Source organism: Aquabacterium soli (genome assembly GCF_003933735.1).
GTDB classification, from domain to species: domain Bacteria; phylum Pseudomonadota; class Gammaproteobacteria; order Burkholderiales; family Burkholderiaceae_C; genus Aquabacterium; species Aquabacterium soli.
This window is the reverse complement of sequence record NZ_RSED01000007.1, coordinates 23,376-38,036: the sequence shown is the minus strand read 5'-3', so window position 1 is coordinate 38,036 and position 14,661 is coordinate 23,376. Positions and strand designations below refer to the sequence as shown.

Below are 14,661 nucleotides of genomic sequence, written 5' to 3'. Positions count from 1 at the left end.
TCGATTGATTCAATAAGGGAAGAATCACCATGCAAACAGGCCAATCCGTTTCCGTCATCCCCGGCGCCCAGACCATTCCCAGCTGCACCGTGGCACAACTGCTTGTGCAATACCTGCTGGCCGAAGGCGTCACCAAGGTCTTCGGCATCCCCGGCGGCGCAGCCGTCTGGCTGATGGAAGAGCTCAAGAAGCACGCCGACCAGATCGAGTTCGTCATCTGCCGCCACGAAAGCGGTGCGGCCTACATGGCCGATGGCCATGCGCGGGCCACCCGCGGCCTGGGCGTGGTGCTGACCACATCGGGGCCGGGCGCCACCAACGCCGTGTCCGGCGCCATGAACGCGCAGGCCAGCAATGTGTCGCTCCTGGTCATCACCGGCGAAGTACCGGAGAAATACTTTGGACAAGGCTACCTGCAGGAGGGCACCGACGCCAAGCTGGATGTCAACGTGATCTTTCGCAACGCCGTGGAATCGAGCGCGATGATCTCGTCACCCAGCAACTTCCAGACGCTGTTCCAGCAGGCGCTGCGCAACGCCCGCTCCCTGCCCAACCGCGCCGCCCACATCAGCCTGCCCAACGACGTGGCCGGCACCTGCATCAGCCCGCCGCCCACCAAGCCCACCCCCAGCAGCTACCAGGCCCGTGCCGCCTGCGCCGATCCCGAAGCGCTGAAAACCTCGCTGCACGAACTGCTGCAGGCCCGGCGCCCATTGATCTTCCTGGGCAACGGCAGCCGCGAAGCCTTGGCCCAGCCCGAACGGCTCAAGGCCTTCACCGAGTTCGTCGATCGCTTTGGCATCCCGGTGATGACCACGCCCGACGCCAAGGGCATCTTCCCCGAATCGCATGAACTGTCCCTGCGCAACTACGGCATGTGCGCCAGTGCCTGGCCCGACCTGTACATCAGGCCGCTGGGTGATCCCGATCACTACGACGCGCTGATGGTGCTCGGCTCCACCCTGGGCGAGCTGGCCACCACCACGGCCGCGTCCAATCCGTACAACAAGGCCCTGTTGCCCACGCAGCATTTCATCCAGCTCGACCTGGATGCCAGCGTGATCGGACGCGATTTCCCCGTCACGCGAGGCGTGATCGGCGAGATCGGCGCCAGCCTGGACGTGCTGCTGCAGCATGCGCACCAGTACCACCACCCCGATCCCGCCAAGGTGGACGAGCGCAAAGCCTACGTCCGCCAGATCAAGCAGAGCCACACGGCCTGGGCCGACCCGGAGGGACGCGACTCCGACAAGGCCCCCGTGCACCCCGCCGCGATGATCCGCGTGATCAACGAGCTGGTTCGCGAGGGCGAGATCTTCATTGATGCCGGCAACTGCGTGGGCTGGTCGCTCAACAACCTGGTCGTGGACCCGCCCGTGCGCTACCAGAGTGCCCTGGCCATGGGCCCGATGGGCTTCGGCGTGGCGGCGGTGGTGGGCGCCAAGATGGCCCAGCCCGACAAGCCCTGCGTGGCCATCGTGGGTGATGGCGCCTTCATGATGCACGGGGCCGAGGTGTCCACCGCGGCCCAGTACCGCACCGGCGCCGTGTGGGTCGTGCTCTATGACAACGACCTGGCCATGGTCAGCCAGGGCATGGCCCAGTTGCTGCCACCGGCCCCGTCCTGGCAGGACTACTACAAGCTGGGCGCGCCCGATCTGGTGCTGTTCTCTCAGGGCCTGGGCGCCGAGGCCGTGGCCATCACACCCGACCAGGGCACCGAGTCCTTCAAGGCAGCCCTCGTGAAAGCCCTGGATTCGGCCCAAACCAGCGGCAAGCCCCAGGTGATCGTGGTACATATCAATACTCAGCCGTCGCCGCCTTACGGGTGGCCCGTGCTTCCGATTCCCAGTTGCACCCTGCCATCGGCCAGTGCAGCGGGAGGTGACAGTTCTCTTTGAGGTCTCTTGTATGGTCGATGCAGTTTCGGTCGATGCGGTGGTGGTGGGTGGACGATGCGCCGGGGCGGCGACAGCGATGCTGCTGGCGCGCCAGGGCCATCGCGTCCTGGTCGTGGACCAGGACACCTTCCCCAGCGACATGAAGCTGTCCACCCACCTGGTATGGCATGCCGGGGTTGATCTGCTGCAGTCCTGGGAATTGCTCGATCCGCTGCAGCGCGCCGGCACGCCCCTGCTGACCCGCTTCAGCCTCGACCTCGGTGAACTGGTGCTCAGCGGCAACCCGCCGCACACGCAGGCCCACGCCGCCATCGCGCCGCGCCGCATCGTGCTCGACCAGGTGCTGCGCGATGCCGCCGCCCAGGCCGGCGCCCAATTGCTCGACAACACCTCCTTCCAGGACGTGATCCGCGACGCGGCCGGTGTGGTGACCGGCATCCAGTGCAGGCAGGCCGACGGCACACCGCTCACCGTGCACGCCCGCTGCGTGATCGGCGCCGATGGCCGCGGCTCGCGCGTGGCGCGCGCCGTGGACAGCCCCAGCGCGCACGAGTTCACGCGCGAGCAATGCTCGGTCAACGTGTTCGCCTACTTCAGCGGTGTGCCGATGGACGGCGTGGAGTTCTACTCCCGCCCCGAACGCATGGGCTATGCCTGGCAGACCAATGATGGCCTGGTCATGAGCGGCGTCATTTTGCCCGGCCGCGAAGAGCGCACCGAGCGCGAAGGGCTCGAGCCTCTGATCCTGGACGAGCTGGCGTCCATGGCCCCTGACCTGGCTGCACGTCTGAAAGCCGGCCGCCGGGAGACCGACTGGCTGCGCGTGTCCATCTCCACCGGCGCCCGCAAGGCCTCCGGACCCGGCTGGGCCTTGGTGGGCGATGCCGGCATCACTTTCGACCCCATCACCGCCGCGGGCATCACCAATGCCCTGCGCGATGCCGAGCACCTGTCTCAGGCGCTGCACAGGGCCTTCGAGGACGAAGCCCCGCTGGACCAGGCGCTGGCCGACTACGCCACGCAGCGTGACAACACCGCCGTGCCCTGGCATCTGTTCGCCCAGCAGATGGCCGAGCTGTTGCCTCCGCCGCCGGAACTGGTGGCCTTGCTGGGCGCCCTGGCGGGCAACCAGGTGCAGATCGACCGCTACTTCGGCCTGTTCGGTCAGACCGTGTCGCCGGCCGATTTCTTCAGCCCCGAGAACATGCAAAAGATCATGGAAGATGCCCAGGCCCGCGCCTGAAGGCAGCTCTTTCGCCGATCACACCGCCACGAGGAGCGCCTGCGCCTCGTCGTGGCGTTGCTGCGATTGCAGCAACGCACGCAGATCCTGCAACGCGCGGCGACGCCAGGCATGGGCCTGCTGCCCCGACGCCAGTGCCAGGGCGTGCCGGATGCTCGCTTCCGCGGCGAGCAGGTCAGGTTGAGGGCCGGTGGCCAGCAGCCTGCCCCGGATCCGGTGCAGCTCGGCCTCGTGCCAGCGCTCGCCTCCGGCGGCCACCAACTGCTCGGCCTCATCAAGGCGTGCCAGGCCTTCGGCCCGCTGCCCGGCTCGCCCCAAGGCCTCACCCAGCAATACCAGGAAGAAAGGCACCGCAATGCCCGCACCCGTGGCCCGGAAGGCCGTCAGGCCATGCTTCATCAGTGCAATGCCTTCGTCATGCCGCCCCTTGTGCGCCAAGGCCCAGCCCTTGCCCATCATGGCCATGCCCGCCACATAGGCGAAGCCATGCTTTTCGGCCAGGCGCAGGCCTTCTTCCACCCGCTCCAGCAACTCGTCGGCCCGGCCTCGGTGCAGATAGGACATGGCGCCCCAGGTCAGCGTCCAGGCCATCGAATAAGGGTGGTTGAGGGTGGCCGCGAAACGTTCCTGCTCGACGCACAGCGCGTCGGCCTCTTCTTCCAGACCCATGAACCAGCGGGTCTGCGAACCATGCACCATCGAGACCAGCTTGAGGTCGGTGGAGTACAGCGCGATCAGGGCCCGGTCCTGCGGATCGCAGTAGCGGTGCTCGACCTGCTCCACATGGGCCTGCACCTGATCGAACTGCCCGCTGTACATGCACAACTGCACATGGATCATGTTGGCCACCAGCCAGGCATTGCGGCTGCTGGACTGGCGCGCCACCGTCATCATGCGCTGCCCGATGGACACCGCCCTGTCGATGTCGCCATGCACCAGGTGGTAGATGCACACGCCCCACAGGGGCCAGATGGCCTCTTCGACCTGGTCGGCGGCGCTGGCCAGTTCGTTGGCCCGCGCAAAGGCATGGGAAACCTCTTCCGCGGCCCAGCCGCGCCCCAGCATGTGGGCCGTGCCCAGCGAGGCCTGCAACTGCAGCTCGATCTGGTTGCGCTCGGCCGAGGCGGGCAGCGACGCGCAGGCCTTGAGGCCCGCATCCAGGTGCGCGGCGGCTTCCTGCAGGGCCAGGCGCTGAACCGCGAGTTCGCTGGCGCGTCGCCAGTAAGGGATCGCCACGCGGGGCTGGCGCGCCGCGCTGGCATGCCGGGCCAGCAGCTCCGGCTCGGCCTGGGCCACGGCCGGGAAGCGCTCCTGCATCACCGTCACGATGGCGCCATGCAGGGCTTCGCGTCGCGGGGTGAGCAGCGAATCGTAGGCCGCATCCTGCACCAGGGCGTGCTTGAAGGTGTACAGCGTGCCCTGGTGTCCGACCTGCTCCGACGCCAGGCCGGCCTGGGTCAGCGCCAGCAGGGCCTCGTTCAAGGTGCTCGGCGGCATGTCGGCCAGCGCCTCCACCATGTCGCGGCTGAACTCGCGCCCGACCACGGCACCGATCTGGGCAATCTCCTTGGCCTGCACGTGCCGGTCCAGACGCGCCATCAGGGAGTCGCGCAGCGTGGTCGGCACCTCCTTGCGGCGGCCGTCCTCGCTCACCGGGCTTTCAAGGATCCAGCGCGTGAGTTCCTCGACGAACAGCGGCACCCCGTCGGTCTTGCTGACAATGTGCTGGGCCAGGTCTTCGGGCAGGGGGTTATCGCCGGCCAGCCGCATCACCAGCGAAGCAACCTCATCACGCCGCAGCGACGGAACCCTGAGCGAGGTCACATGGCCGCGCGCCTTCAGTGCCATCGGCAGGTCAAACTCGGGGCGGTGCGCAATCACCAGCAGGAAGGGCACATCGGTGATGCGGTCGATCAACTCGTGCAGCATGCTGACCGAGGCCGGGTCGGCCCAGTGCGCATCCTCGTACACCATCAGCGTGGGGCTGCTGCGCGCCTGCGCACGCGCCAGGTCCACCAGCGCGGCAATGGTTTCGCGCTCGCGCTCATGGGCGCTGTCGACGATGGGCCCATATCGCTCTTCGCTGGGCATGGACAGCATGGACGCCAGCACCGCCACCTGTGATCGCGGCAGCCCGTACTCGCCCATCGCCAAGGCATCGAGCCGGTCGAGCTTGACGCCCACGGGTTGTTCGCGTGTCAGGCGCAACACACGCTCGATGCTGTCGATGGTGGGGTGGAAGGCGCTGTGCACATGGTGGGGCGAGCACTGCACGCGGATCGCGTTCAGGCCCGCGTTGCCCAGGCGGTCGCACAACTCCTTGAGCATGCGCGACTTGCCGATGCCGGCCTCGCCCGACAAGAGCACGGCCTGGCCGCGCCCCTGGCAGGCCAGTTGCCAACGTTCCGTCAGCAAGGCCAGCTCACTGGAGCGGCCCACCAGCGGCGTCAGGCCCGCGCTGGTGGCGGCCTCGAAACGGCTGGCCGTCTGCAGCACGGCCTGTACCCGCCAGACCTGGCGGGGCTCGCGCACGCCCTTGAGCTCATGGCGCCCCAGGTCGGTGTAGGCAAAGCTGCCACCGGCCAGCAGGCGCGTGCCATCGCTGATCACCACCGTATCAGGCAGGGCCAGCCCCTGCAGGCGCGCAGCCAGGTTGGGGGTGTCCCCCAGGGCCAGCAGCTCGCGGCGCGCCCCCGCGCCAATGTCCCCGATCACCACCTGCCCGGTGTGGATGCCGATGCGCACAGACAGATGCATGCCCTGGGCCTGCACAGGCTCCAGGTGCAGCTGGCGGATGCAGTCGACCAGGGCCACGCCGGTGCGCACGGCGCGCTCAGGCGCATCCTCGTGGGCCTGAGGGTGGCCAAAATACACCAGCAGGCCGTCTCCCAGGTACTGGGCGATGGCGCCACCATAGCGCTCGATCACGGCCGCAGAGGCCTGCTGGTAGGCCAGCACCACCTCACGCCATTGCTCGGGCGACAGGCGCTCACACAAGGCCGTGGAGTTGACCAGGTCACAGAACATGATGGTGAGCTGGCGCAACTCGCCCACATTGGGGCGCACGGGCGCGGGGACAGGTGGCTCGGCCTGAACCAGTGCCGCGATGGCCTTGAGCAGGCGCTTGCGCTCCCCCATGGACAGCCCGAGCTTCTCCAGATCCTGCTCTGTCAGGCTGGTCAGCACGTCTTCGGCGATGTCATTGGCCACCAGCACGGGCTCAAGGTGCGCGAGCCCGACGCTCTGGAGCCACGGAGAAAGCGGCTGCATGTGTATCCGACCTGTGGGCCTGTCCCGGCGATGGCCCGGGACACGGCATGGTTGCAGTGTACGCGTGCGGGGAAATTCCGTCCCTCAGGCGTCTTCCCGGGCCAGGGCCCAGGCGCACAGCGTTTCGGGGTCCATGCCGGCCCCCTCGGCGCTGAGCCGCTCGATGGCCGAGGCATCCAGCGCCCGCTGGATCAGCGCCTTGGCCTGGGCGCGGGCCTTGAGCGCCTGCGCATCGCGCGAACCCAGCTGGCGGTAGGCCTGGTCGGCATGGCCCAGCACACGGGCGGCGGCCTCGTGGCGCCCCTCGACGGCCGCCAGCAGCGCCAGCAAGCCGGAGTACAGGCCCAGCCACTCCCAGTCGCGGCTGCGCGATGCGGCCACGAAATCGGTCAGCGACCCCCGCGCCTGATGGGCATCGCCCTGGATCAAAGAGGCGCTGGCCACGATGGCCAGAGCGTGCAGCACGAAGTTGTCACGCCGCAGGCGCCCGCGCGAGAGCAACTTGCGGCAGGCACGGATGGCCGCCTCGGTCTCGCCCAAGGCCAGGCTGACCGTGGCCAGATCGCTCAGGGTGGCAGAGACCACAGCGTCTAGCCCCGCTGCCTGGGCCCGGATCAGCAGCGTTTCGCACACCAGACGCGCCTCGACCATGAAGTCGCCTGCCTTGAGCACGCCCACCTCGGCCAGCAGCCGCTGCAGCTTGAGGCGCACCGGCCAGCCGGGGTGCTCCAGGCGCGCCATTTCGTCGAGCAGCCCCAGCGCATCCTCCTGGGACACCACCCCGCTGCCGGCTTGGCAACGCAGCGCCATGTACAGGCCGCGCTGGTCGCCGATCTCGCGGCATTGCCGAGCCGCCCGCAAGGCAAACTCGTACATCAGACCGTTGGAAATGCCCCAGTGCAGCCGGCTGCGCTCGACCCAGTAGCGGACCGATGCCGCGCTGGCCTGCATCGATTCGGCCTGCGCCTGGAAGGCCAGCCCGTGCTGACGGCACTCGGGGGCCAGGCCCAGCAGAAGGAAGAGCGCGCTGGCCGATCCCACCAGCGCCACGGCCAGGGCCGGGTCATGGGCGCGGGCCCACTCCAGCGCCTTGCGCACGTTGTCGATCTCGGGGCCATAGGTGTTGAGCCAGACCGCATCGGGCATGGCCCAGTAATCGTCGTAGGAGCGCTCCATCAGCTCAGCCACCGCATGGGCATGCTGACGCTCCAGGAACTCGCGCTCGCTGGAGCCTGCCAGCTTGAGCTCGGCAAAAGCGAGGGTACTTTCCAGCAACCGATAGCGCGGCGCATCCGCCCCCTCGAGCGTGGCGTCGACGGACACCAGGGAGCGGTCCACCAGCTCGCCCAGCAGGTCGATGACCGCCCATTCGTCCAATTGCTCGTCGCTGGTCACCGCGCTGGCCAGGGCCAGCGAGAAGCCACCGGAGAAGACACTCAGTCGGCGGAACACAGTCTGCTCAGGCTCGCCCAGCAGTTCGTGGCTCCATTCGAGGGCAGCCAGCAGCGTTTGGTGGCGGGCAGGCAGCAGGGTCTGCGCATTGCGGCTGGCCAGCAGGCGAAAGCGCTCATCCAGCCGCATCCAGATGCCCTGCAGGCCCAGCAGGGGCATGCGCGCCGCGGCCAGCTTGATGGCCAGGGCCACGCCATCGAGCCGATGGCACAGGGCGATCACCATCGCCACATTGGAGTCGCTGAGCAGAAACCGGCGATCAGCCGCCTGGGCCTGGTCCACGAACAGGGCCACGGCGCCATGCGACATCGCCTCTTCGGTGGACGCACCATGCTCGGGGACGGACAGCGCGTTCAGGCGGAACACCTGCTCAGCCGGCACCTTCAACGCCAACTGGCTCGTGACCAGCACGTGCACCTCCGGTGCGGCCTCAATGAGGGCCTTGACCAAGGCGCCCACGGATTCCAGCAGGTGCTCTGCGTTGTCGAGCACCAGCAGCACGTTGAGGGGTTTGAGCCCCACCACCAACGAGGCCAGGGGCGCGTCCGCGTTGGCCGGCAGGCCCAAGGCCTGCGCCACCACCGTGACCACCAGGGCCGGGTCGCTGATCGCGGCCAGTTCGACCCAGACAGCACCGTCGCGGTGGCGCCGTTGCCCCGCGTGGGCGGCGGCCAGGGCCAGCGCCGTCTTGCCGATGCCGCCGGGGCCGACAATGCTCACGACGGGTCGGTCGGCCAGGTCTTCAAGCGCCGCCAGATCCCGGTCTCGCCCCAGGATGCGCGATGGCATGGCCGGCAACACCGACAAGGGCGAATCGGATGTGGCAGCGGCCCAGAGCGCCTCGACGGAATCGACCGTGCGGGCCGTTGGGGGCGCCGAGGTAGGCAGCCCCGTGTCCACGATCACGGGCTCGACGAATCGGTATCCGCGCCCAGGCACGGTCACGATGGAGCGCGCGCCCAGCACCTTGCGCAAGGTGGATACCTGCACCTGCAGGTTGTTCTCTTCCACCACCACGCCCGGCCAGACCAAGTCCATCAACTCGTGCTTGGTGACCAGGCAGCCGTGGCGCTCCACCAGCGCCAGCAGCAGGTCAATCGCCCGGGAACCCAAAGGGGCGGGTTCTCCCTGAACGTACAGAAGGCGTTCGGCAGGACGGAGTTCAAATCGGTCAAAGCGGTAGCTACGAGACAAAGAACCCTCTTCTCATCCAGGATGCCGACCCCCTGGGTCACTCGCATGCATCATCGCCGAAAGAGATGTGCATTGTTCTTATTCAGGGTATTTAAGGAACTTTCAGCAGTCCTTAAAGACTGTGTCAGCCCCCGTGCCGGAGAATCACTTCATTCTAAGTAAAGCAAGCAACGACACGCAAATCGTAAACGACTGTAAGTTTAGCAAGTGATACCGGCCGCCGGTTGATCAGCGAGACACAGAAGTCAGCGGAGTGTGATTTCCGTCGTAGCCTACAAAAACGCTGTCATCAGTCCTAACGGACACATCAACGAAACATCCAGAGGACGGGATCGGGAGTCTCGACAGAGGCTCCCGAGATATCCCAGGGGGGTTGTGTTGGCAAAAACGGCCGATCCAGTGGATCGGCCGTTTTTCTTTTTCTTCCGGCTCAATTGCAGGTCAGCTTGCCTGCCTGGGGCACGCATGGCCCCTCCCGCTTGGCGCCGCCCGCCCCCTCCGTGGCCGCACGGCCAGCGCCCACTTCACCGATCACGCTGTTGCGCACGCGCGATGACACATTGGCCCCCTGTCCGGCCTGCCCTGCCTCGCTGACGCAATCCAGGCTGTTGGTTTTCGGGGTGCAGGCCGTCGGCGCCTTCAGTGCGCGCGTGCTGTCACCTGCCTTGCGGTCGGCGCCCACCACGGTGACCAGGCCGGGGCGCGGACCCAAGGTTGCGCGGCCACGCGAGGTGTCCACCGCATTGGCCGGCGAGCTCAGCGAGGACGCTGCTGCCGCACGGGCCGCTTCGGCCGCTGGCGTGTACTGCGCGCCAGGCGCTGCCGGCTTCTCCTCGGAAGGCGGGATGTCGATGGGACCAGTGGTCGGGCCACTCGCTTGGGCGTTCACCGCCATCGGGGCAACACAGGCCAGAGAAAGGGCCAAGCAACGGGCCAGGACCACCACGCGAGAAGAAGAATGTGAACTCATGATCGTCTCCAGAACTGTTGAGCGGCCGTGCGTGGCCAGGCTCAGAAACTCTTGCTCAGCACGGCGTTGACACGGGGCTGCTGGCGCTCGCGGCTGTCGACCCACTGGTCACCGGCGCCCCGCCAGGCCAGGTGCATGCGCAGGCTGATGTCGCTGGGCCGCTCCCAGACCACGCCCAGGCCGTAGGCGCTAAGAGTGGCGGTGTTCTCCAGGCCCACGGGGCGCAGGTCCGGATCATGTGAGAACTTGGCCTGCCCCCAATCGTAGAAGGCACTGAAGACGAACTCGCGAGAGAAGCGTCCGAACCAGGTTTCCGGCGGCAGCAGGCGAAGCTCGGCCGTCACCACGTGGCCGGTGTCGGCGCTGGCCACACCCGGCGCGAAGGCACGCACGCTCAGCGGACCGCCCACGGCGAAACGCTCAGTGATGTCAAGGTTGGTGCCCGAGATCTGCCCCTTGTAGCGGGCATAGAACTGCAGGCGGTTGCTCACCACGTTCTGCAGTCGCGAATAGCCCAGCGTGAGCTTGTCGTAGTTGCGCTTGTAGCCGGCAGGCAGGCTGTCCGTGTCGAAACTGATGCGGCCATGCAGCCAATGAGATTCGAAGGTGTTGATGGCGCCGCCGCCCAGGCTGTCACGGAAATCGCCGATCACACCGATCTGCAGATCGTCGCTGTGCTTGCGGCTGTAGCTCACGCCGGATTGATCATCCGTGAAGCGCTTGTGCTCCAGGCTGCCCAGGCCGAACACATTGACGTTGCGCGACCGAACGAAAGGGTAAAGCGCATAGACGCTCCCGGCAACGGCATGGCCGTCCAGGTCGGTCGGGTAGGCGTCCTTGTCGATCTGGTACTCGATCTTGGAGAGTGCGGCGCCAAGCTTGAGGCCCTGGGTGCCGACAGGCGCGGCATAGGCAATGCCCCCTTGCACCACACCACCATTGTGCGAGGCCAGCAGATTGACCGACAGTGCATCGCCCCAGCCCAGCGGGCTGGCCACGGTGAGCTGCCCGCTCAGGCGAACCAGGCCCGTGTACCGGGAGCCCAGGGTGTCCAGGTCGACACGGCCGCGCACTCGTTGCTCGGCGCGCGGGGTGACCACCAGCACAGCCGTGCCAGGCTCGGCGCCCGCCTCGATCTCGAAGCGTGCGCTGATGCCCTGCAGGTCATTGACCAGCAGGGCCACCCGCTCGACCTCGTTCACGCGCAGGATGGCCCCCGGCTGCAGCGTCGCCAGATAGCGCTCGACCACGCTTCGCTGCACGGGCAAGGGCCCTTCGGGCCAGCGCACATCGACCCGGGCCAGGCGCCCCTCGAGCGCCTGCAGGCGGATCACGCCCCCCTGGGGCGATTGCTCGGGCAGGTAGGCGAAGCCGACGTAGTAGCCCAGCTCACTCTGCATGTAGCGCGTGACGGCCGTCGTGGCATTGACCAGATCCTCATAAGTACGCCCCTTGCCCGTGTATGGCGCGGTCAGGGCGGCCAAGGTCTCGCGGGAAGCCTCCGCCAGGCCATCGACCTCGTAGGTGGTGACGTCCAGGCTCAGATCGTCCTCGGGCTTGCCAAGTTCTCTGGGCAAGGCGGGTGCAGTTGACTCGCTGGCAGTTGGCGCGCTCGCTCCCTGGGCCTGCGCGGTCACACCTGGCAAAGCCAATACCACGGCCACGAAGGCCAGGCCGGGCACGCGGCGCAGGGACGGCGAAAGAGCAGACGAAGGGGATCGCGAGGGGGCTGACACGGTGGTCCTTTGTGGCAGGTTCATCGAGACAACAGACCTTCCGGGGATCGCCAAGGCATGGCGCCCCTCATGGTCAGCGGGACCTTGATCCTCGCACGATCAACCCCACCGGGGGCACGAAATAACCCCCCTAATTCGCAAGCCGTTGCTTGCCGGCCTCACGCCACCGGGGCAGCCTGGCGCTGCAGGCTCAGGTGGCCTGGGCACTGCGCGCGGGCAGGCCGTTCTGGCGATGCAGACGCAACTCGCTGCCTGGCAGCAGCCAGTCGCCATCGGTGTCGACGTCCAGGCGCTCGCCGCTGGCCAGGCGGTACTCGACCTGGCCGGTGGGCTCCCACTGGGTGCGGCTGTCCAGCAGCACGGGCACGTGCGCCAGTCGTTCGAAGGCGTGCACGGTGTAGGCCTTGCCCGCCTCATCGGTGGCGGGGATGGTCTCCAGGCGTTGAAGCTTGATGTCCATGATTCGCTCCTTGGCCTCTCATGGCATCGAGAGGCAGGCAGATCATTGTGCGCCGCATGCCCGCTGAAGGCACCGTACCGCCCTGTCACCCTCAGGGCATTGGGGCGACGCGGCGGCGCCTTCCATCATCCCTGGCGGGACAGGGACAGTGCCTCGTCGTCGTCGAGCTGCGGGGGCTGCACCAGCGGCGCGTCGGGGGCAGGCTTGCTGGGGAAGGCATGGCGCAGGATGCGCCACAGCACTTGCCCATACTGCTGCCAGAACGAGCCGGTGTTGTAGTGCACGCCGTAGCGCGCACAGATGGCCTGCACTTCAGGCGCCAGTTCGGCGTAGCGGTTGGCCGGCAGATCAGGAAACAGGTGGTGTTCGATCTGGTGGCTCAGGTTGCCCGACATCAGGTTGAGCAGGCGCCCGCCGCGCAGGTTGGACGAACCCCGCACCTGGCGCAGGTACCAGTGGGCCCGCGATTCGTTCTTGAGCACGCTCTTGGGAAAGGTCTCGGCATCGGCGGTGAAGTGGCCGCAGAAGATGATCGAGAAGGTCCACACATTGCGCATCAGGTTGGCCACGATGTTGCCCAGCAGCACCGGCAGGAAGAAGGGCCCGGCCAGCAGCGGGAAGATCACGTAGTCCTTGATGACCTGGCGGCGCATCTTCTTGCCCACCGGCTTGAAGGCCGCACCCAGTTCGCCCGGCTTCATCTTGCCGGCGAACCAGCGGCCCAGGCGCAGGTCCTGGATGGCCACGCCCCACTCGAACAGCAAGGCAAAGATCACCGCGATGAAGGGCTGTGCCAGGAAGAACGGCCGCCAGCGCTGCTCGGGAAAGATGCGCAGCAGGCCGTAGCCGATGTCGTCGTCCATGCCGCGCACGTTGGTGTAGGTGTGGTGCTTGAAGTTGTGCGTCTTGCGCCAGTTGTCGCTGGTACCGACGATGTCCCACTCGTAGGTCTTGCCATCGAGCGTGGGATCGTTCATCCAGTCGTACTGGCCGTGCATCACGTTATGGGCCAGCTCCATGTTTTCCAGGATCTTGGCCAGTCCCAGCAGCAGCGTGCCCAGGATCCAGGCCGGCGGGAAGATGCCGATGAACAGCAGGGCGCGGCCAGCTGCCTCCATGTAGCGAACGCCCTTGACGACGCGGCGGATGTAGCGCGCATCACGGTCACCGATGTCGGCGACGGTGCGGGCGCGCAAGGCATCGATCTCGTCACCAAAGGACTGCAGTTCGGTGGGCGACAGCGGCTTGCTGAGAGGCTGGCTGAGCGTGGCGGTGGTCATGGCGTGGTGCGGATGATCAGAGGTTCAGCGTGAGGTCGGAACAGGCGCGGCTGACGCACAGGCGCAGGGCGCTGTCGTGGCCGTGGTGGAGCTCGCCCGTGCCCAGGTTCTGGGTGGTGCCCTCCGTCTTGGGGCAGACGCAGGTACGGCAGATGCCCATGCGGCAACCGGAGGCGGGCCGGACGCCCTGCTCTTCCAGGGCGGTAAGCAGGGACTGGGCGACAGGCAGTTGCAAGGTGCGGTTCGAGGCACTCAGGTGCACGGCCACGGTGCCCGCCTGGGGCTCCACGGCGGCCAGCAGCGGCGGTGTGAAGGCCTCGGCATGGAACGACCGCGCACGGGGGGCGGCCACGCGCCGCGCGGTGTCGACAAAACCAGCCGGACCACAGGCATAGATCTGGCGCCGGGGCAGGTCGGGCACGATCGACTCCAGCCGGGCTTCGTTGAGGCGGCCCTGCAGCTCGGTGTCGCGCAGGCCATCCTGGCGCGTCATTACGAAGTGCACGCGGAACCGGGCTTCCCGCAAGGCCAGTGCACGTAGTTCCTCGGCAAAGCACAACTCTTCGCGGGTGCGGGCCCAGTACACCAGGGTCAGGTCCGCCGGGGTGCCGGCCGCGGCCCAGGCGCGCGTCAGGCTCATCAAGGGGGTGATACCGCTGCCGGCGGCCAGGAACAGCCAGGCGCTCTCCTGGGCGGCCGGTGCGTCCGAAGAAGCCCCCGGCCAGATCATGTCGCCAAAGGCAGGGCCCAGGCTCAGCACCTCGCCCACGCGGGCACGGCCGGTCAGGTGCTCGCTGAGCACGCCGCCCTCGACACGGCGCACGGTGATGGCAATGCGGCCATCTCGGCGCGGGATGCCGCTGAGGCTGTAGCTGCGCTGCACCCACCGGCCACCGACCTGCGCACCCACATTCAGGTGCTGACCGGGCTGGAAACCACGCCAGTGGCGATTGGGCTGGATCAGCAGGGTGACGGCATCGCGTGCCGCCTCGTGCCGCGCCACGATGCGGCCCAGCGGACGGTTCCAAGACGTGCCGGGACGCACCAGCGCCGCCCAGAAGTCGAACACCTCGGGGCTGACCAGGGGTTGCAACAGCCGGCGGGCCAGGCCTGAGCGCGGCGCAGAGAAGGATGCGGTCGTCATGATGCACAGTA

Annotated in this window: 9 protein-coding genes; 2 read left to right on the top strand and 7 right to left on the bottom strand. The window is 67.4% G+C overall.

Annotated elements, in window-relative coordinates; all coding sequences use genetic code 11:
- The first annotated feature begins 29 nt into the window (after positions 1 to 29).
- Both EIP75_RS10200 and EIP75_RS10195 read left to right on the top strand, forming a co-directional pair.
- Positions 30 to 1,901, top strand: a complete 1,872-nt coding sequence (locus tag EIP75_RS10200) for a thiamine pyrophosphate-binding protein (protein WP_125243168.1) — start codon at positions 30 to 32, stop codon at positions 1,899 to 1,901.
- A gap of 10 nt (positions 1,902 to 1,911) precedes the next feature.
- On the top strand, positions 1,912 to 3,144 hold the full coding sequence (locus EIP75_RS10195; RefSeq protein ID WP_125243167.1) for an NAD(P)/FAD-dependent oxidoreductase: 1,233 nt from the start codon (positions 1,912 to 1,914) through the stop codon (positions 3,142 to 3,144).
- Positions 3,145 to 3,162: 18 nt separating this feature from the next.
- On the opposite strand, the gene EIP75_RS10190 is transcribed toward EIP75_RS10195, so the two are convergent.
- From EIP75_RS10190 to EIP75_RS10160, 7 genes are all read right to left on the bottom strand, one after another.
- A complete protein-coding gene (locus EIP75_RS10190) occupies positions 3,163 to 6,414 on the bottom strand; it encodes an adenylate/guanylate cyclase domain-containing protein (RefSeq protein ID WP_125243166.1) in 3,252 nt (1,083 codons plus the stop codon).
- Between the two features lie 84 nt (positions 6,415 to 6,498).
- Positions 6,499 to 9,060 (bottom strand): ATP-binding protein, encoded by a 2,562-nt coding sequence (locus EIP75_RS10185; RefSeq protein ID WP_125243165.1) that lies wholly within the window; start codon positions 9,058 to 9,060, stop codon positions 6,499 to 6,501.
- Positions 9,061 to 9,490: 430 nt separating this feature from the next.
- Entirely contained in the window at positions 9,491 to 10,030 is a 540-nt protein-coding gene (locus tag EIP75_RS10180) for a hypothetical protein (protein ID WP_125243164.1), read from the bottom strand.
- Positions 10,031 to 10,071: 41 nt separating this feature from the next.
- Positions 10,072 to 11,766, bottom strand: coding sequence for a ShlB/FhaC/HecB family hemolysin secretion/activation protein (locus tag EIP75_RS10175; protein ID WP_158622802.1), 1,695 nt, complete (start codon positions 11,764 to 11,766; stop codon positions 10,072 to 10,074).
- 190 nt (positions 11,767 to 11,956) lie between these two features.
- Complete coding sequence (locus EIP75_RS10170; protein ID WP_125243162.1) at positions 11,957 to 12,226, bottom strand: hypothetical protein; 270 nt, start codon at positions 12,224 to 12,226, stop codon at positions 11,957 to 11,959.
- Between the two features lie 125 nt (positions 12,227 to 12,351).
- A complete protein-coding gene (locus EIP75_RS10165; protein ID WP_125243161.1) occupies positions 12,352 to 13,506 on the bottom strand; it encodes a fatty acid desaturase family protein in 1,155 nt (384 codons plus the stop codon).
- A gap of 16 nt (positions 13,507 to 13,522) precedes the next feature.
- Positions 13,523 to 14,650 carry a ferredoxin reductase gene (locus EIP75_RS10160; protein ID WP_125243160.1) on the bottom strand — a complete coding sequence of 376 codons (1,128 nt, stop codon included), beginning with the start codon at positions 14,648 to 14,650 and terminating at the stop codon, positions 13,523 to 13,525.
- Positions 14,651 to 14,661: the final 11 nt, after the last annotated feature.

Coding starts and splice junctions, on each gene's coding strand:
- EIP75_RS10200 (WP_125243168.1), top strand. CDS start 30: ATGCAAACAGGCCAATCCGTTTCCGTCATCCCCGGCGCCCAGACCATT.
- EIP75_RS10195 (WP_125243167.1), top strand. CDS start 1,912: ATGGTCGATGCAGTTTCGGTCGATGCGGTGGTGGTGGGTGGACGATGC.
- EIP75_RS10190 (WP_125243166.1), bottom strand. CDS start 6,414: ATGCAGCCGCTTTCTCCGTGGCTCCAGAGCGTCGGGCTCGCGCACCTT.
- EIP75_RS10180 (WP_125243164.1), bottom strand. CDS start 10,030: ATGAGTTCACATTCTTCTTCTCGCGTGGTGGTCCTGGCCCGTTGCTTG.
- EIP75_RS10170 (WP_125243162.1), bottom strand. CDS start 12,226: ATGGACATCAAGCTTCAACGCCTGGAGACCATCCCCGCCACCGATGAG.
- EIP75_RS10165 (WP_125243161.1), bottom strand. CDS start 13,506: ATGACCACCGCCACGCTCAGCCAGCCTCTCAGCAAGCCGCTGTCGCCC.
- EIP75_RS10160 (WP_125243160.1), bottom strand. CDS start 14,650: ATGACGACCGCATCCTTCTCTGCGCCGCGCTCAGGCCTGGCCCGCCGG.